At 58.0% G+C, this 16343-nt stretch carries 30 protein-coding genes and 1 tRNA gene; 1 reads left to right on the forward strand and 30 read right to left on the reverse strand.

Translation table 11 applies throughout. The features are described 5' to 3' along the window. The first annotated feature begins 6 nt into the window (after positions 1–6). Entirely contained in the window at positions 7–717 is a 711-nt protein-coding gene (gene arsH / locus F568_RS0119815) for an arsenical resistance protein ArsH (protein ID WP_019020514.1), read from the forward strand. A 7-nt stretch (positions 718–724) separates the two neighbouring features. Here arsH and F568_RS0119820 read toward each other — a convergent pair whose 3' ends face one another. The 30 genes from F568_RS0119820 to rplB form a co-directional block, all read right to left on the reverse strand. Beyond that, the gene (locus tag F568_RS0119820; protein WP_019020515.1) at positions 725–1051 is read right to left on the reverse strand and encodes a YnfA family protein; all 327 of its coding nucleotides are present in this window, start codon (positions 1049–1051) and stop codon (positions 725–727) included. A gap of 34 nt (positions 1052–1085) precedes the next feature. Further along, a complete protein-coding gene (gene arsJ / locus F568_RS0119825) occupies positions 1086–2324 on the reverse strand; it encodes an organoarsenical effux MFS transporter ArsJ (protein ID WP_019020516.1) in 1239 nt (412 codons plus the stop codon). A gap of 12 nt (positions 2325–2336) precedes the next feature. Continuing rightward, a complete protein-coding gene (locus F568_RS0119830) occupies positions 2337–3353 on the reverse strand; it encodes an ArsJ-associated glyceraldehyde-3-phosphate dehydrogenase (protein WP_019020517.1) in 1017 nt (338 codons plus the stop codon). Between the two features lie 39 nt (positions 3354–3392). Continuing rightward, positions 3393–3683 carry a metalloregulator ArsR/SmtB family transcription factor gene (locus tag F568_RS24590; RefSeq protein ID WP_371827866.1) on the reverse strand — a complete coding sequence of 97 codons (291 nt, stop codon included), beginning with the start codon at positions 3681–3683 and terminating at the stop codon, positions 3393–3395. Between the two features lie 396 nt (positions 3684–4079). Next, a tRNA-Thr gene (locus tag F568_RS0119835) sits at positions 4080–4155 on the reverse strand. Positions 4156–4221: 66 nt separating this feature from the next. Next, a complete protein-coding gene (locus F568_RS25065) occupies positions 4222–4389 on the reverse strand; it encodes a hypothetical protein (protein ID WP_019020518.1) in 168 nt (55 codons plus the stop codon). Between the two features lie 259 nt (positions 4390–4648). Next, positions 4649–5035, reverse strand: a complete 387-nt coding sequence (gene rplQ / locus F568_RS0119845; RefSeq protein WP_019020519.1) for a 50S ribosomal protein L17 — start codon at positions 5033–5035, stop codon at positions 4649–4651. A gap of 39 nt (positions 5036–5074) precedes the next feature. Next, positions 5075–6073 carry a DNA-directed RNA polymerase subunit alpha gene (locus F568_RS0119850; protein WP_026300673.1) on the reverse strand — a complete coding sequence of 333 codons (999 nt, stop codon included), beginning with the start codon at positions 6071–6073 and terminating at the stop codon, positions 5075–5077. Positions 6074–6158: 85 nt separating this feature from the next. Next, entirely contained in the window at positions 6159–6779 is a 621-nt protein-coding gene (gene rpsD / locus F568_RS0119855; RefSeq protein WP_019020521.1) for a 30S ribosomal protein S4, read from the reverse strand. A gap of 12 nt (positions 6780–6791) precedes the next feature. Continuing rightward, complete coding sequence (rpsK, locus tag F568_RS0119860) at positions 6792–7178, reverse strand: 30S ribosomal protein S11 (RefSeq protein ID WP_011505752.1); 387 nt, start codon at positions 7176–7178, stop codon at positions 6792–6794. Positions 7179–7217: 39 nt separating this feature from the next. Further along, positions 7218–7574, reverse strand: coding sequence for a 30S ribosomal protein S13 (rpsM, locus tag F568_RS0119865; protein WP_019020522.1), 357 nt, complete (start codon positions 7572–7574; stop codon positions 7218–7220). A gap of 119 nt (positions 7575–7693) precedes the next feature. Further along, positions 7694–7807 (reverse strand): 50S ribosomal protein L36, encoded by a 114-nt coding sequence (rpmJ, locus tag F568_RS24595; protein ID WP_009099023.1) that lies wholly within the window; start codon positions 7805–7807, stop codon positions 7694–7696. Positions 7808–7837: 30 nt separating this feature from the next. Beyond that, positions 7838–9169, reverse strand: a complete 1332-nt coding sequence (secY, locus tag F568_RS0119870; RefSeq protein WP_026300674.1) for a preprotein translocase subunit SecY — start codon at positions 9167–9169, stop codon at positions 7838–7840. Further along, positions 9169–9603, reverse strand: coding sequence for a 50S ribosomal protein L15 (gene rplO / locus F568_RS0119875; RefSeq protein WP_019020524.1), 435 nt, complete (start codon positions 9601–9603; stop codon positions 9169–9171). The genes secY and rplO overlap by 1 nt, the downstream gene beginning before the upstream one ends. Positions 9604–9606: 3 nt before the next feature. Beyond that, a complete protein-coding gene (gene rpmD / locus F568_RS0119880) occupies positions 9607–9789 on the reverse strand; it encodes a 50S ribosomal protein L30 (RefSeq protein WP_019020525.1) in 183 nt (60 codons plus the stop codon). Between the two features lie 6 nt (positions 9790–9795). After that, positions 9796–10296, reverse strand: a complete 501-nt coding sequence (rpsE, locus tag F568_RS0119885) for a 30S ribosomal protein S5 (RefSeq protein ID WP_019020526.1) — start codon at positions 10294–10296, stop codon at positions 9796–9798. An 11-nt stretch (positions 10297–10307) separates the two neighbouring features. Further along, positions 10308–10658, reverse strand: coding sequence for a 50S ribosomal protein L18 (rplR, locus tag F568_RS0119890; protein WP_019020527.1), 351 nt, complete (start codon positions 10656–10658; stop codon positions 10308–10310). A gap of 9 nt (positions 10659–10667) precedes the next feature. After that, positions 10668–11198 carry a 50S ribosomal protein L6 gene (gene rplF / locus F568_RS0119895; RefSeq protein WP_019020528.1) on the reverse strand — a complete coding sequence of 177 codons (531 nt, stop codon included), beginning with the start codon at positions 11196–11198 and terminating at the stop codon, positions 10668–10670. Positions 11199–11207: 9 nt separating this feature from the next. Beyond that, a complete protein-coding gene (gene rpsH, locus F568_RS0119900; protein ID WP_019020529.1) occupies positions 11208–11600 on the reverse strand; it encodes a 30S ribosomal protein S8 in 393 nt (130 codons plus the stop codon). 30 nt (positions 11601–11630) lie between these two features. Further along, a complete protein-coding gene (rpsN, locus tag F568_RS0119905) occupies positions 11631–11936 on the reverse strand; it encodes a 30S ribosomal protein S14 (RefSeq protein WP_026300675.1) in 306 nt (101 codons plus the stop codon). Positions 11937–11946: 10 nt separating this feature from the next. Next, on the reverse strand, positions 11947–12486 hold the full coding sequence (gene rplE / locus F568_RS0119910; RefSeq protein ID WP_019020531.1) for a 50S ribosomal protein L5: 540 nt from the start codon (positions 12484–12486) through the stop codon (positions 11947–11949). 18 nt (positions 12487–12504) lie between these two features. Further along, positions 12505–12822 carry a 50S ribosomal protein L24 gene (gene rplX, locus F568_RS0119915; RefSeq protein WP_019020532.1) on the reverse strand — a complete coding sequence of 106 codons (318 nt, stop codon included), beginning with the start codon at positions 12820–12822 and terminating at the stop codon, positions 12505–12507. Between the two features lie 14 nt (positions 12823–12836). Continuing rightward, positions 12837–13208, reverse strand: coding sequence for a 50S ribosomal protein L14 (rplN, locus tag F568_RS0119920; RefSeq protein WP_019020533.1), 372 nt, complete (start codon positions 13206–13208; stop codon positions 12837–12839). Positions 13209–13262: 54 nt separating this feature from the next. Further along, positions 13263–13523, reverse strand: coding sequence for a 30S ribosomal protein S17 (gene rpsQ / locus F568_RS0119925; protein ID WP_026300676.1), 261 nt, complete (start codon positions 13521–13523; stop codon positions 13263–13265). Between the two features lies 1 nt (position 13524). After that, positions 13525–13716 (reverse strand): 50S ribosomal protein L29, encoded by a 192-nt coding sequence (gene rpmC, locus F568_RS0119930; RefSeq protein WP_019020535.1) that lies wholly within the window; start codon positions 13714–13716, stop codon positions 13525–13527. Next, positions 13716–14129 carry a 50S ribosomal protein L16 gene (gene rplP, locus F568_RS0119935; protein ID WP_019020536.1) on the reverse strand — a complete coding sequence of 138 codons (414 nt, stop codon included), beginning with the start codon at positions 14127–14129 and terminating at the stop codon, positions 13716–13718. Before rplP ends, rpmC begins: the two co-directional genes overlap by 1 nt. A gap of 15 nt (positions 14130–14144) precedes the next feature. Beyond that, on the reverse strand, positions 14145–14846 hold the full coding sequence (rpsC, locus tag F568_RS0119940) for a 30S ribosomal protein S3 (RefSeq protein WP_019020537.1): 702 nt from the start codon (positions 14844–14846) through the stop codon (positions 14145–14147). 11 nt (positions 14847–14857) lie between these two features. Then, positions 14858–15190, reverse strand: coding sequence for a 50S ribosomal protein L22 (gene rplV / locus F568_RS0119945; protein WP_019020538.1), 333 nt, complete (start codon positions 15188–15190; stop codon positions 14858–14860). An 18-nt stretch (positions 15191–15208) separates the two neighbouring features. Next, positions 15209–15484: a 30S ribosomal protein S19 gene (gene rpsS, locus F568_RS0119950; protein WP_019020539.1), complete on the reverse strand. Its 276-nt coding sequence runs from the start codon at positions 15482–15484 to the stop codon at positions 15209–15211. 22 nt (positions 15485–15506) lie between these two features. After that, positions 15507–16334, reverse strand: a complete 828-nt coding sequence (gene rplB / locus F568_RS0119955) for a 50S ribosomal protein L2 (RefSeq protein ID WP_019020540.1) — start codon at positions 16332–16334, stop codon at positions 15507–15509. Between the last annotated feature and the right edge of the window lie 9 nt (positions 16335–16343).

The following is a 16343-nucleotide window of genomic DNA, read 5'->3' on the forward strand; positions in this document are numbered from 1 at the left end:
TTCATCATGAACGATTTGCCCAATATCGTCTCAGACCTGTTTGATATCCCCAGCGCTAACCGCGTGTTCGACGCCAAGCCTTCCACGCACCGGCCGCGGATTCTGCTGCTCTATGGCTCGCTGCGACAGCGCTCATTCAGCCGCTTGGTCGTGGAAGAAGCCGCGCGCCTGCTGGAGACCATGGGCGCCGAGACGCGGATCTTCGATCCACGCGGCTTGCCACTACCCGATGCCGAGCCCGCCGAACATCCCAAGGTGGCGGAGCTACGAAAACTCGCTGAATGGTCGGAAGGCATGGTGTGGTGTTCACCGGAACGTCATGGGGCCATGACGGGTATCATGAAGGCGCAAATCGACTGGATCCCCCTGTCCCTCGGCGGCGTGCGCCCCACCCAGGGAAAGACACTGGCCGTCATGCAGGTCTGTGGTGGCTCGCAATCGTTCAACGCAGTCAGCCAACTGCGGATACTGGGTCGCTGGATGCGTATGCTGACCATCCCCAACCAATCATCCGTCCCCAAGGCCTTCATGGAATTCGACGACAACGACCGCATGAAGCCGTCTCCCTTCTATGACCGTATCGTCGATGTGATGGAAGAACTGGTCAAGTTCACGCTGCTGGTGCGCGACCGCAGCGATTACCTGACCGATCGGTACTCTGAGCGCAAGGAGAATCCTGTAGAGGTGTCGAAACGGGTGAATCAGCGCTCGACTTGACCGGTCTTCAGCTACCCCTCGGCCCAAAAAGAATCATTCCAGCTCCGACCAGACATACCCCTGCCCCGAGCAGATCCCAACGGTCGGGCTGACGATTCTCGATCAACCATAACCAGAGCAAAGAGGTCGCAATATAGACGCCGCCATAGGCGGCATAAGCGCGCCCTGCATAGTCCGTCTCTACTAGACTCAACAGCCAGGCGAACAAGGCCAGGCTCGCCATCCCCGGAACTAGCCAGCCGATTGACCTATCCAGGCGCCACCACCCCCAGAAGGCGAAACAGCCAGCAATCTCGGCGAGGGCAGCGGCAAGATAGATCAGGGGCGTGGGCATTGAATAACTCCGGACGGAATCCGCTGTCAGCCTATCAATTTACCGACATGGCTGCAGCGCTATCACGTGGCAACGCCAAGGCCATCAAGGCGCTAAGCGCTACCAGCGCCGCCGACACCCATAGGCACGCCGCCAAGCCCTGCGATTGATATAACCAACCAGACAATACCGTACCCAGCAGCCGCCCCATGGCGTTGGCCATGTAATAAAAGCCGACATCCATCGACACGCCCTCAGCCCGGGCAAAGCGCACAATCAAATAGCTGTGCCAACTTGAGTTGATGGCGAAGACGAGGCCGAAGGCCAGCAATCCCGCCACCAGCCAAGTTGCCGCATCGCCCAGAGGCATTAGGGCCAGGATGGCCGGCAGCACGGCCAGGGCTAGGGCCCAGCCAACGGTGATGCCACGCACACTGCCGTGCACGAGACGGGTGACTCGTGGCGCCTGGGTCTGCACGCCACCGTAGCCGATCACCCAGGCAGCCAGCATCGTGCCGACCGCCCAATGATCCCACCCATACTGGTCGTAGAGAAATACCGGTAGTGCCACCACGAACCATACGTCGCGTGAGGCAAACAGGCATAGCCTTGCTGCGGCCAACATATTCACGGCACGAGAGGTCGAAAAAACCTCTCGAAACTTGGGCTTGGTCTTGGCGCGCCCCAAGTCGGCACGCAGCCGCCACAAGGATAGGGCAAGCACAATCCCCAGCATGATCAGCATTGCCAGCATGGCACCACGGAAGCCGACCAGCGTCAGCAACAAGCCACCGACGAAGAAGCCGGCTCCCTTGAGTGCATTCTTCGAGCCAGTGAGGATGGCCACCCAGCGATACAGCGCGCCCTGTGCGTTGCTGCTGTCTTTAGGCACCAGCACCTTGACCGCACTCTTAGCACTCATCTTGTTGAGGTCCTTGGCGATACCGGACAATGCCTGGGCTGCCATCACCCAAGGCACCGACAATGCCGCGGCAGGGACCAGAAGCATGCCCAGGGCAACGAGCTGCAGCCCCAGCCCTACATTCATGGTGCGGTTGAGTCCCTGACGCGCGCCCAGCCAGCCACCAACGAAGTTGGTGACCACACCAAAGGCCTCGTAGAACAGGAACAGCATCGCCACTTCCAGCGGTGAATAGCCAAGCTGGTGAAAATGCAGCACCACCAACATGCGAAGTGCACCGTCGGTCAGTGTGAATGCCCAATAATTGCCAGTCACCAACAGATACTGACGCACCTCGAACGGCAAGCCATGCAGCCGCCTGGATAGTGACATGCCCCGCCCTCGTTAGCCGCGCCCGACCTTAAGGGCCAGTTCCACAGTCCGGTTGGTGTAGCCCCACTCATTGTCGTACCAAGCATAGATCTTTACATGAGAGCCGTTTACGACCAGCGTCGACAATGCATCGACGATGGCGCTTCGCGGGTCGGTACGGTAATCAATCGACACCAGCGGGCGCGTCTCAAAACCGAGGATGCCTGCCAGCGGGCCCTGCGCCGCCTTCTCAAGAGCGGCGTTCACCTCGTCGACCGTAGTCTCGCGCTCGACCTCAAAGACCATATCGGTCAACGAAGCATTGGCAAGGGGCACTCGAATGGCGTGGCCGTTCAGCTTGCCCTCGAGTTCGGGAAAGATTGCAGTAATCGCCTTGGCCGAACCCGTGGTAGTCGGGATCAGGCTCATGCCGCTGGCCCGGGCGCGGCGTAGATCCTTATGTGGCGAATCGAGAATGGACTGGGTATTGGTCAAATCATGCACGGTAGTCATCGAGCCATGCCGAATCCCGAAAGTCTCGTGAATAACCTTGACCACCGGTGCCAGGCAATTCGTCGTACAGCTTGCAGCAGTAACGATGCGATGAACATCGGGATCATATTCATCGTCATTGACTCCCATGACTACATTAAGCACGCCAGCATCCTTGATAGGCGCCGACACCACGACTCGACCGACGCCTTGATCGAGGTAGGCCTGCAGTCGGCTGGTAGTTTTCATGACACCTGACGCTTCGATGACGAGATCACATTGCGACCAATCGCTGTCGGCTATTTCGCGATTGCTGCTGAAAGGAATCGCGATGCCATCGACAGTAATGGCATCCTCACCTGCTACGATGCCAGCACCTGGAGCCCAGTGGCCATGCACCGAGTCGAACTCAAGCAGATGGGCGAAGATATCGGCGCTGCCACCGGGGTCATTGATCCTAGCGATTTCAATGGGATGCGATTTACGATGCGACCAGAGGCTACGCAATGCGAGGCGGCCGATACGGCCGAAGCCGTTGATGCCGATTCGAAGCGACATGATTACTCCTTGGCATTTCAAAGATTGCGCCACAGCCGCTCAGCAGCATGTGATTTGGCGTTCTGGACGGTTGCCCATGGAAGCAAGTCGTTGGCGTGAACTGCGTATTTGCAACTCAGCCCCCTGTACTGTTGCCTCTAGCACTTCCCGAGCCCAGCGTGGCAAGTCCGGCATTAAACGATAGAAGACCCACTGCCCCTGCCGGCGGTCCGCAAGAAGCCCACAAGCACGCAACTGAGCGAGATGACGGGATATCTTGGGCTGGGACTGATCAAGGGCATGTGTCATCTCACAAACACAGAGCTCACCTTCAGCATATACGAGCAGCATCAGAGTCAACCGGGTCTCGTCACTGAGGCATTTGAAAAACTGAGTGGAAGCCAACGAAGCCAAAGCATCACCTGATGAAGAATGTCGTATGTCTTATCTGACTGCGCTGCAAGCGTACAATCTGCCGCAAAGCCCAGCATCTGCGACGAAGCCCAACCTGTGCCAGTACTGAAGCATCTCTTCGCATTTACAGAGCAAAGCATGTCGAAGAAATGCGTAAGTCACAGCACGAACCCTACCCATATATATGCCAGAACATATATATAGTTCAGGTATGACATACATGTGTCAATTGCCCAATACGCCTAATGCTGGAGGGCTGATCAACAACTGAGAGATGAAAACAAAAAAACCGCTGGGCGGATCAACCGATCCTTTCAGCGGAATATTGATACCTGGTGCCGGCGAGTGGACTCGAACCACCGACCTACGCATTACGAGTGCGTTGCTCTACCAGCTGAGCTACGCCGGCTCGAATGCGATAATAGCGGCCTCGAATACGCGCCAACAAGCCCGCTGCGGGCTCGTCGGTCTCCGTTCAGTCTGCCTGCTGCTCGCTTTCCCGGCGCAGCTTCTCGGCCAGCTTACGCAGATAGGCCGGTGTCACCGAGGTGATGCCGGCATCGCTCATCGCATTGGCTAACCGTAGATACGCTTCGGCATCGGTGCCGGCCAGCCGTGCCTCTTCCTGCTCGAGCTCCGTCATGATTCCTCGATCTCCGTACTTGCTGCTAAGCACTCGTGTCCTGTAAAGCAACCAATAGCTTATCAAACGTTGGCACTACGAGACTTGGCGGCACACTGGAAAAATTTCGCCTCATGGTAACTTAATGAAACATCAGGTAAGTCTTCACAAAACCAACCATTAAGTTCCAGCCTCTGTCTTATTGCTGAAAACAGCCAAAAAAAAGCCGACCTAAAGGCCGGCTTTGGTACTGCACTGAGAACACCAGGCAGATCGAGGATTAATCCTCGCTGGCTGCCTCGTCGGCGACCGGACGGTCGACCAACTCGACATATGCCATAGGAGCGTTATCGCCAGTACGATAGCCACACTTCAGGACACGTACATAGCCACCGGGACGGTTGGCGTAGCGCGGGCCCAGCTCATTGAAGAGCTTGCCGACCGTTTCCTTGGAGCGGGTGCGGCTGAAAGCGAGACGACGGTTGGCGACGCTGTCCTGCTTGGACAAGGTAATCAGCGGCTCGATGTGACGACGCAGCTCCTTGGCCTTGGGCAGGGTAGTCTTGATAACTTCATGCTCGACCAGCGACACGCACATGTTCTTGAACATGGCTTGGCGGTGCGAGCTGGTACGATTCAGATGACGACCACTCTTACGATGACGCATGGTTGTAGTTCCTTACCAAACTGGGACTCGAGTCGACGCTCACGCAGAGGCCTTGTCGTCCTTCAGGCTTGAGGGCGGCCAGTTTTCAAGCCGCATGCCCAGGGACAAACCACGTGCTGCCAGTACGTCCTTGATTTCGTTCAGGGACTTCTTGCCGAGATTCGGGGTCTTCAACAGCTCGACTTCGGTACGCTGAATCAGATCACCGATGTAGTAGATATTCTCGGCCTTAAGGCAGTTGGCGCTGCGGACGGTCAACTCGAGATCGTCTACGGGGCGCAGCAGGATGGGATCGATGTGATCCTCTTCCTCCTCGATTTCCTGTTCCTTGTCGGCTTCAAGATCGACGAACGCTGCCAGCTGCTCTTGCAGGATGGTGGCGCTGCGGCGAATAGCCTCTTCGGGATCCAGGGTACCGTCTGTCTCCAGGTCGATGACCAGCTTGTCGAGGTCGGTGCGCTGTTCGACACGCGCCGCTTCGACGGCATAGGAAACGCGACGTACGGGGCTGAAGGTCGCATCAAGCTGCAGGCGGCCGATGGCCCGGGTTTCGTCTTCCGCGTCGGCACGGGTATCCGCAGGCTCGTAGCCGCGGCCACGGGCCACCTTGAGCTGCATTTTCAGCTCGGCGCCTTCGTTGACGTGGGCAATCACGTGCTCGGGATTAACGATTTCCACGTCGTGGTCGGTAGCGATATCGCCAGCGGTCACGACACTAGGGCCTTGCTTGTTCAGCGTCAGCACGGCCTCGTCGCGGCTATGCATCTTGATAGCCACGTCCTTGAGATTCAGGAGGATCTCGATAACATCTTCCTGCACGCCCTCGATCGCACTGTATTCGTGATCGACACCGGCGATCTCCGCTTCCACTACCGCACAGCCGGGCATGGAAGACAACAGGATGCGACGCAGAGCATTCCCCAGGGTGTGACCGAAGCCGCGCTCGAACGGCTCGAGCACGATCTTCGCGTGGTGCGCGTTGATCTCTTCGACCTTGATGTCGCGAGGACGGAGAAACTCTGTCACTGAACGCTGCATATGTACACCTTTCAGGCTGCCAAACGGATACTCGGTACTCTTGGCCGGGCCCATGAATCGGGCCCGGCATCACGCGGCGGCGTGATTATTTCGAGTACAGCTCGACAATCAGGTTTTCGTTGATGTCGGCAGACAAATCGCCGCGTTCCGGGACAGCCTTGAAAGTGCCTTCCATCTTCTTGGAATCGACATCGATCCAGGCGACATCACCACGCTGGCCAGCCAGTTGCAGGGCGTGTTGGATACGCGCCTGGTTCTTGGCCTTTTCACGCACCGCAACGACGTCACCAGGCTTGACCTGGTAAGACGCCACATTGACGGAGCGCCCGTTGACGGTAATCGCCTTGTGGCTGACCAACTGACGTGCTTCTGCACGAGTGGTGCCAAACCCCATGCGATAGACGACATTGTCCAGTCGGGATTCGAGAAGCTGTAGCAACAACTCGCCGGTAGCGCCCTTCATGCGGGCTGCTTCCTTGTAGTAGTTGCGGAACTGCTTCTCGAGTACGCCATACATACGACGTACTTTCTGCTTCTCACGAAGCTGCAAGCCGTAGTCGGAAAGACGCTGACGACGCTGGCCGTGCACACCCGGAATCTGTTCGGATTTGCACTTTTTCTCGAAGGGAGTAACACCGCTCTTCAAAAAGAGGTCGGTACCCTCACGACGAGACAGTTTGCACTTCGGTCCAATATAACGAGCCATGAGTCTGTCTCCTTAAACGCGGCGTTTCTTCGGCGGACGGCAGCCGTTGTGGGGAACGGGCGTCGCGTCGGTGATGCTTTGCACGCGGAAGCCGGCGGCATTCAAGGCACGCACGGCGGACTCACGGCCAGGACCGGGGCCCTTGACCAGCACGTCTACGTTTTTCACACCATACTCGGCTGCAGCAGTTGCTGCACGCTCGCTTGCCACTTGGGCAGCGAACGGGGTGCTCTTACGAGAACCACGAAAACCCGAACCACCGGCAGTCGCCCATGAGAGAGCGTTGCCCTGGCGGTCTGTGATCGTCACGATCGTGTTGTTAAAAGAGGCATGGATGTGGGCAACCGCATCCACCACCTGCTTTTTCACCTTTTTACGGTTACTACGCGGGTTAGCCATGTTGATGTATCTTCCTGTCTAAACGCCAGAACGTGCGTGTTATTTACGAATCGGCTTACGCGGTCCCTTACGGGTGCGCGCGTTGGTCTTGGTACGCTGACCACGCAGCGGAAGACCACGACGATGGCGCAGACCACGGTAGCAACCCAAGTCCATGAGACGCTTGATGTTCAAGGTCACATCACGACGAAGGTCGCCTTCTACGGTATATTTGCCGACTTCAGTACGCAGCGTATCCAGCTCATCACTGGACAGGTCCTGAATTTTGGTGGTCGGCGCAATGCCGGCTGCGGCACAGACTTCCTGCGCGCGAGTACGGCCAATCCCGAAGATATAGGTCAGCGAGATCGCCGCATGCTTGTTGTCCGGGATATTGACGCCTGCAATACGGGCCATCAGCTTACTCCGAAATTTGAGCGGCTTGCTCGATTGGTCATCTACAAAAGGCGCAATAGCATACCCCTTTGTCCCAATGGGGACAAGGGGGTATGCCGGCGCCCGCTTCAGGTCAGGGCTTAGCCCTGACGCTGTTTGTGCCGCGGTTCGATGCAGATGACGCGTACAGCGCCATTACGTCGAATAATCTTGCAGTTACGGCACATTTTCTTGACGGAAGCTCGAACTTTCATCGTTCTCTCCATTACGCGGCCGGCTGCGCCTTAGCGCATGATGCCGCCGCTACCGTAGCCTTTCAGGTTGGACTTCTTCATCACCGACTCGTACTGGTGCGACATGAGATGCGACTGCACCTGAGCCATGAAATCCATGATGACCACGACCACGATGAGCAGGGAAGTACCTCCGAAGTAGAAGGGTACCTGCCAAGCCACAACGAGGAACTGAGGCATCAAGGAAACCGCGGTGATATAGAGGGCACCGAACAGTGTCAGACGGGTCATGACCTTGTCGACATAGCGAGCAGTCTGCTCACCAGGACGGATACCCGGGAGGAAGGCGCCCGACTTCTTGAGATTGTCGGCCACATCCTTGGGGTTGAAGACCAGCGCTGTGTAAAAGAAGCAGAAGAATACCACCGCCGCAGCGAAAAGCAAGATATACAACGGCTGTCCAGGTGCTAGTGACTGCGAGGCCGCTTGCAACCATTGAAAGCCGTCAGCCGATCCGACCCATTGGCCAATCGACGCTGGAAACAGCAGGATGCTCGAGGCGAAAATCGCCGGAATGACACCGGCCATATTAACCTTGAGCGGCAGGTAGCTGCTTTGCCCAGCATACATCTTGTTGCCCACCTGACGACGCGGATAGTTCACCGTGATGCGGCGTTGGCCGCGTTCGATAAACACCACGAACGCTACAGTGGCGATCGCCAGTACTGTCAGTGCCAGCAGCGGCAATATATTCCATGCACCATCGTTACGGGCCAGCTCGAAAGATTGTCCGATCGCACTGGGCAACCCTGCAACGATACCCGCAAAAATGATCAGGGAAATGCCGTTGCCGATCCCTTTTTCGGTGATCTGCTCACCCAGCCACATCAGGAACACCGCACCGGCGACGAAAGACACGATCGCCGTGAAGTAGAAGCTGAAATCGCTGGTATAGGTCACGCCTTGCCCGACCAGACCAACTGCCATGCCTGTCGCCTGAATCAGTGCCAGCACCACCGTGCCATAGCGTGTGTACTGGCTGATCTTGCGACGGCCGGCCTCACCTTCCTTCTTCAGCTGCTCGAGCTGAGGCGAGGTCGCAGTCAGGAGCTGCATGATAATCGACGCGGAAATATAAGGCATGATGCCCAAGGCGAGGATACTCATGCGCTCCAGCGCACCACCCGAGAACATGTTGAACAGGCTCAGGATGGTGCCCTGATTTTCCCTGAATAAGGCAGCGAGCTGGTCAGGATTGATGCCAGGCACGGGGATATGTGCGCCAATACGGTACACGACGATAGCAAGGAACACGAAGCGCAAGCGCGCCCAGAGTTCACTCAGCCCGCTTCCCATGGCCGGCATGTTTCCTGACTTAGCCATTATTCCTCTACCTTGCCGCCAGCAGCTTCAATCGCGGCACGGGCACCTTTGGTGACCTTGAGACCACGAACGGTGACCGCCTTGTTCAGTTCGCCGGAGAGGATTACCTTCGCGTACTGCGTGGCATCCTTGAGCACGTTGGCCTGCTTGAGCGTGTCCAAATCGGCAACATCGCCTTCCACCTTGGCCAGCTCGGCCAGGCGTACTTCTTCGGACACCAGCGACTTCATGGAAGTGAAGCCGAACTTGGGCAGACGACGCTGCAGCGGCATCTGACCACCCTCGAAGCCTGGCTTAACGCCGCCGCCGGCGCGGGATTTCTGGCCCTTGTGACCGCGACCGCCGGTCTTGCCCAGGCCAGAACCAATGCCGCGACCGACACGCTTCTCAGCGTGTTTGGAGCCCGGTGCCGGGCTCAGGCTATTGAGTTTCATGGATTACTCTCCCTCAACACGCACAAGGTAGTTGACCTTGTTCACCATACCGCGCACGGCAGGGGTGTCTTCCAGTTCGACCGTATGACCGATACGGCGCAGGCCAAGACCTTTCATAGTGGCCTTGTGCTTTTCCAGGACGCCGATGGTACTACGGGTCTGAGTGACCTTGATCTTTGCTGCCATGGTGCCTTACCCCGCGAGCTCTTCGACGGACAGGCCGCGCTTGGCGGCGATGTCATCCGGAGACTGCATGGACGAGAGACCATTGATGGTCGCACGCACCACGTTCACCGGGTTGGTAGAACCGTAGCACTTGGCCAGAACGTCATGGACGCCAGCCAGTTCGAGTACGGAGCGCATGGCGCCACCGGCAATGATCCCGGTACCTTCGGAGGCAGGCTGCATGTAAACCTTGGAGGCACCGTGACGGGCCTTAACCGGATACTGCAGCGTGCTGCCCTTGAGGCTGACCTTGACCATGTTGCGACGCGCCTGGTCCATGGCTTTCTGGATCGCAACCGGCACTTCGCGCGCCTTGCCACGACCGAAGCCAACACGACCATTACCGTCACCAACGACGGTCAGAGCGGTGAAGCCGAAAATACGGCCACCCTTGACCACCTTGGCGACACGGTTGACCTGCACCAGTTTCTCTTGCAGATCTCCGCCGTTCTGTTCGTTCTTCGCCATCGTAAAACCCTTTAGAATTCCAGGCCGCCTTCACGAGCGGCGTCGGCCAGGGCCTTGACTCGGCCATGGTACTTGAACCCGGCACGATCGAAGGCTACCTGAGTGATGCCTGCTTCCTTGGCGCGCTCAGCAATCAGCGCACCCACCTTGGCGGCGGCGTCGGCGTTACCGGTACCACCTTCACGCAGGCTCTTGTCCAGCGTGGAAGCGCTGGCGAGCACCTTGCCACCATCCGGAGAGATGATCTGCGCGTAGATGTGACGCGGGGTACGGTTGACGCACAGGCGATACACGCCCAGCTCGCGGATCTTGGCGCGAGCACGGCGGGCACGACGGAGACGAGATTCTTTCTTCGCGTTCATAACCCTGCCTTACTTCTTCTTGGCTTCTTTGCGGCGGACCTGTTCGTCGCCGTACCGGATACCCTTGCCCTTATAGGGCTCGGGCGGACGGAAGGCGCGAATTTCTGCCGCGACCTGGCCGAGCTGCTGCTTGTTCGAGCTCTTGAGCACGATAACGGTGTTCTTGGGCGTTTCCGCCGTGACACCTTCAGGCAGCGTATATTCGACCGGGTGCGAGAAGCCGAGTGTCAGGTTGAGCGTCTTGCCACTTGCCTGGGCACGATAGCCGACGCCATTAATCTCGAGAGACTTAGTAAAGCCCTCGGAGACACCGGTCACCATGTTCTGGACCAGTGCACGTGAGGTACCGACCATTGCCCAGCTCTTGGCGGATTCACTCGGGTTGAAGGTCAGCTGACCTTCTTCCTGGCCGATCACCACGTCAGGGTGAACGGTCATGCTCAGCGAGCCTTGACCACCCTTGACGGTGAGCTGATCGCCGTCGAGCTTGGCCTCGACGCCGTTCGGCAATTTAACCGGATATTTGGCTACGCGGGACATTCCAAACTCCTAGAATACGGTGCAGAGGACTTCACCACCGACCCCAGCATGACGCGCCGCACGATCGGTCATCACGCCCTTGGAGGTGGAAACGATCGCGACACCCAGACCATCGGCGACTTTCGGCAGCGCATCCTTGCCCTTGTACTGACGCAGGGAAGGCTTAGACATACGCTGGATGTGCTCGATGACCGGCTTACCCTCAAAATATTTGAGGGTTACGGACAGTTCGGGCTTGGCACCTTCGGCGACGGAATAGTCGCTGATGTAGCCCTCTTCCTTAAGTACGCGGGCCACTTCTACCTTGAGCTTGGAAGACGGCATGGAAACCGTCTCCTTGGTGGCCATCTGCGCATTGCGGATACGGGTAAACATATCCGCCAGAGTGTCTTGCATGCTCATTACGTTGCGCTCCTGATTCTCGACGTGGCGTTACCAGCTGGACTTCTTGAGTCCGGGAACGTCGCCACGCATGGCGGCTTCACGCAGCTTATTACGGGCTAGCCCGAACTTGTTGTAGAAGCCGTGCGGACGGCCGGTAATGCGGCAGCGGTTGCGCCGACGAACCGGACTGGAGTCGCGCGGCAACGACTGCAGCTTAAGCTGGGCGTCGAAGCGCTCTTCATCAGAAGTTTCAACGCTATTGATAGTGGCTTTGAGCTCGGCACGCTTGGCGGCATATTTGTCGACCAGCTTCGCGCGCTTGAGCTCACGCTCTATCATGCTTTTCTTTGCCATGATCCCACCCTTATTTCTTGAACGGGAAGTTCAGCGCGCTCAGCAGCGCACGGCCTTCTTCATCGCTGTTGGCAGTAGTGGTGATGGTGACATCCAATCCACGAATCCGATCGATCTTATCATACTCGAGCTCGGGGAAGATGATCTGCTCACGCACACCCATTGAATAGTTGCCACGCCCGTCGAACGACTTCGGGTTCAGACCGCGGAAGTCGCGTACACGGGGAATCGCGATGTTGACCAGGCGATCCAGGAAGTCCCACATGCGCTCGCTGCGCAGGGTCACCTTGATGCCGATCGGCCATCCTTCGCGGACCTTGAAGCCAGCGATGGACTTGCGCGCCTTGGTCACCATCGGCTTCTGACCGGAAAGCTTCTCCAGGTCGCCGATGGCATTGTCGATCAGCTTCTTGTCGCTGGTCGCTTCGCCGATACCCATGTTCAGGGTCACCTTAGTGATCCGGGGTACCTGCATCACGTTGGCGTAGCTGAACTGCTCTTGGAGTTGAGCCACCACCTCGTTTTGATAACGTTCTTTCAAGTTCGCCATTTTGCTATCCGACTCGCGTTAGGCGTCGATCTGCTTCTGCGTCGACTTGTAGATACGTACCTTGGTACCGTCTTCCGAAATCTGGAAGCCGACGCGATCCGCTTTGCCGGTCTCCGAATTGAAGATGGCCACGTTGGACGCGTGAATCGGAGCCTCGCGCTCGACGATACCCCCCTGGTTGCCCAGCATGGGGTTGGGCTTAGTGTGACGCTTGATCATGTTCACACCTGACACGACATAGCGACCGTCCTGGAGGACTCGCTTAATCGTGCCACGCTTGCCCTTGTCCTTGCCGGCAATGACGATCACTTCATCGTCACGTTTGATCTTTTGCATATCCGCCTCGCTCCTTACAGCACTTCAGGCGCCAAGGAAATGATCTTCATGAACTTCTCGGTACGAAGCTCACGAGTGACCGGCCCGAAGATACGGGTACCGACCGGCTGTTCGTTGGTGTTGTTCAACAAAACCGCCGCATTTCCATCGAAGCGAATCAGCGAGCCGTCGGGACGACGGATACCGCTGCGCGTGCGCACCACGACCGCTTTCATGACCTGGCCTTTCTTGACCTTGCCACGCGGAATGGCTTCCTTCACTGTTACCTTAATGATGTCACCTACGCGAGCGTAGCGGCGATGTGAACCGCCGAGCACCTTGATGCACTGCACCCGGCGCGCGCCGCTGTTGTCGGCGACATCCAGCATTGTCTGTGTCTGAATCATCGGTTTTCTCCAAACCTAATCTGGCTGCACTGGCTCTTGAGGCGTGTCTCGAACTCAGCCCTTGGACTGTTCGACCACCTCGACCAGCGTCCAGGCCTTTTTCTTCGACAGCGGGCGGCATTCCGCGATGGACACCGTATCGCCCTGCTTCGCCTGGTTCGCCTCGTCATGGGCGTGCAGCTTGGTGGAGCGCTTCACGTACTTGCCATAGATCGGATGACGCTCGCGGCGCTCGATCATTACCACGATGGACTTGTCCATCTTGTCGCTCACCACCTTGCCGGTGAGCGTACGGGCTTTCTTCTCTTCGGCCATCTCAGTCACCTGCCTTCTCGTTGAGCACAGTCTTCACGCGGGCGATATCCCGGCGTACCTGCTTGAGCAGATGAGTCTGGCTCAGTTGGCCGGTGGCCTTCTGCATGCGCAGGTTGAACTGCTCGCGGAGGAGCTCGAAAAGCTGCTCCTGCAGCGCTTCGACTGACTTTTCACGGATTTCCTGGGCTTTCATCACATCACCGTCCGTTTCACAAAGGTGGTGGATACGGGCATCTTCTGCGCCGCCAAGGAGAAGGCTTCGCGCGCAAGCTCCTCAGAAACGCCCTCGATTTCGTAAAGCACCTTGCCCGGCTGAATCTGGGCGACCCAGTACTCGACGGAGCCCTTACCCTTACCCATACGGACTTCCAACGGCTTGTTGGTAATCGGCTTGTCCGGGAAGACACGGATCCAGATCTTGCCGCCACGCTTGACGTGACGAGTAATGGCACGACGGCCGGCTTCAATCTGGCGGGCGGTGATACGACCGCGACCCGTGGCCTTGAGACCGTACTCGCCGAAGCTCACCTTGCTTCCGCGATGCGCCAGGCCACGGTTGCGGCCCTTCTGCATCTTGCGGAATTTAGTACGCTTGGGTTGCAACATCGACTACATCTCCCCTTACTTGGAACCTTTCTTCTTGGGCGCGGGCTGGCCTTGCGGCTGCTTCTGCTTAGCACGCACCTCTTCGATGCCCCCGAGGATTTCACCCTTGAAGACCCACACCTTGACGCCGATGACGCCGTAGGTGGTGTGCGCTTCATAGGTCGCGTAGTCGATGTCCGCGCGCAGGGTGTGCAGCGGCACACGACCTTCGCGATACCACTCAGTACGTGCGATTTCAGCACCACCGAGACGACCGGACAACTGCACCTTGATACCGCCCGCCCCCAAACGCATAGCGTTCTGGACGGCACGCTTCATGGCGCGACGGAACATCACGCGGCGTTCCAGCTGACCTGCGATGTTCTGAGCGACGAGCGCTGCATCGAGTTCCGGCTTGCGAACTTCTTCGATGTTGACGTGAACAGGCACGCCCATCATCTCGGTAACTTCGCGGCGCAGACGATCGACGTCCTCACCCTTCTTGCCGATCACGATCCCCGGACGAGCCGTATGGATAGTGATGCGCGCATTGTTAGCGGGGCGCTCGATAGTGATGCGGCTCACGGAGGCGTTCTTGAGACGCTGCTCCAGGAAGCGACGCACTTCGAGATCGTTATTCAGCTTGTCGGCATAAGCACCGCGCTCGGCATACCAGACCGAGGTATGGTCCTTGACGATACCGAGACGAATGCCTGTCGGATTTACTTTTTGACCCATCTGGTCGACTCCTACTTCTCGGCTACCTTGACGGTGATGTGGCAAGTGCGCTTCAAAATGCGATCCGCACGGCCCTTGGCGCGCGGCTGGATGCGCTTGAGCGTCATGCCCTCATCGACGCAGATGGTCGAGACACGCAGCTCGTCAATGTCCATGCCGTTATTTTCTTCCGCGTTAGCAATGGCGGACTGAAGCACTTTTTTGACCAGCTTGGCAGCCTTCTTCGGTGAGAAGGCCAGCAGGTCGAGCGCCTCGGCGACCGGTTTACCGCGCACCTGGTCAGCCACCAAACGGGCCTTCTGGGCGGATAAACGAGCGCCACGCAGCTTAGCTGTGACTTCCATCTCTCAATCCTCTCTGGCTTACCGTTTGGCTTTCTTGTCCGCCGCATGGCCGCGGTAGGTGCGGGTAGCAGCGAATTCGCCCAGCTTGTGGCCAACCATTTCCTCGGAGACATGCACCGGGACATGTTGGCGACCGTTATGGACCGCAATGGTGAGCCCGACCATGTTGGGCAGGATCATGGAACGACGCGACCAGGTCTTGATCGGTTTGCGGTCGTTCTTCTCCACTGCAGTCTCAACCTTCCTCAGCAGATGAAGGTCAATAAAAGGACCTTTCTTCAGTGAACGTGGCACAGCCGTTACCTCTTAATGTCTGTTACTTGGCCTTGCGGCGACGAACGATCAGCTTATCGGTGCGCTTGTTCTTGCGTGTCTTGTGGCCCTTGGTCGGAACGCCCCAGGGCGTGACCGGGTGACGACCACCACTGGTACGGCCTTCACCGCCACCATGCGGGTGATCCACCGGGTTCATCGCGACACCACGAACAGTCGGGCGCACACCGCGCCAGCGTTTGGCACCGGCCTTGCCCAGTTGACGGAGGCTGTGCTCAGAGTTGCTCACTTCGCCGAGGGTGGCGCGGCACTCTGCCAGCACCTTGCGCATCTCGCCGGAGCGTAGACGCAGGGTGGCATAGTTACCTTCGCGAGCGACCAGCTGGGCGCTGGCACCGGCACTGCGAGCAATCTGCGCGCCCTTGCCGGGCTTGAGCTCGATGCAGTGTACGGTGGAGCCCACCGGGATGTTGCGCAGCGGCAGGCAGTTGCCCTTCTTGATCGCTGCATTGACACCGGACTCGAGAGTATCGCCTGCACTCACGCCCTTGGGCGCGATGATGTAGCGGCGCTCGCCATCCAGGTACTTCAGCAGTGCGATATGTGCGCTGCGGTTCGGGTCGTATTCCAGACGCTCTACGACAGCAGGTACGCCGTCCTTGTTGCGCTTGAAGTCAACCAGACGATAGTGCTGACGGTGCCCACCGCCCACGTGACGTGTGGTGATGCGACCGTTGTTGTTACGGCCACCGGACTTGGACTGTTTTTCAAGCAGCGGCGCGTATGCGCGGCCCTTGTACAGCTCCTCGCCGACGATCTTGACGACGTGGCGACGACCGGCGGATGTTGGTTTGGTCTTAACTACTGCCATGATCCGTAC

Source organism: Modicisalibacter luteus DSM 23508, from assembly GCF_000378505.1.
GTDB lineage: Bacteria > Pseudomonadota > Gammaproteobacteria > Pseudomonadales > Halomonadaceae > Modicisalibacter > Modicisalibacter luteus.